Annotated in this window: 1 protein-coding gene; it reads right to left on the bottom strand. The window is 43.2% G+C overall.

What is annotated here, in order from left to right; translation table 11 throughout:
• The coding region (locus tag SB765_RS28700) for a bifunctional diaminohydroxyphosphoribosylaminopyrimidine deaminase/5-amino-6-(5-phosphoribosylamino)uracil reductase RibD (protein WP_410932368.1) at positions 1 to 255 on the bottom strand (255 nt) is incomplete at its 3' end.
• Positions 256 to 322: the final 67 nt, after the last annotated feature.

The following is a 322-nucleotide window of genomic DNA, read 5'->3' as shown; positions in this document are numbered from 1 at the left end:
ATGACTGCAAGGCTCTAGGGTTACATAAGCGGTTGCACCTTTAGCACTTTCACCGGCCTCAGCCAAAGCATTAACTTCAGCATGACCTTGCCCTGCTAATTGATGAAACCCTTCGGCTATTATTTTATTATTTTTTACTAGTACGCAGCCTACATTAGGATTAGGAGTGGTGGTAAAGCGCCCTTTTTTTGCCAGCTCAATGGCACGTGCCATATAACGTTTATCATCCTCTGAAAACGAACTTTGCATGCTCATTACTACTCTCCTAAGCGGGCTATTTCTTCACCAAACTCACGTATATCTTCAAACGAGCGATATACTG

The sequence above is a fragment of the Pseudomonas sp. SIMBA_067 genome (genome assembly GCF_046534675.1).
Taxonomy (GTDB): domain Bacteria; phylum Pseudomonadota; class Gammaproteobacteria; order Pseudomonadales; family Pseudomonadaceae; genus Aquipseudomonas; species Aquipseudomonas putida.
Note: the sequence above shows the minus strand (reverse complement) of the source record. Positions and strands in the feature narration are given on the sequence as shown.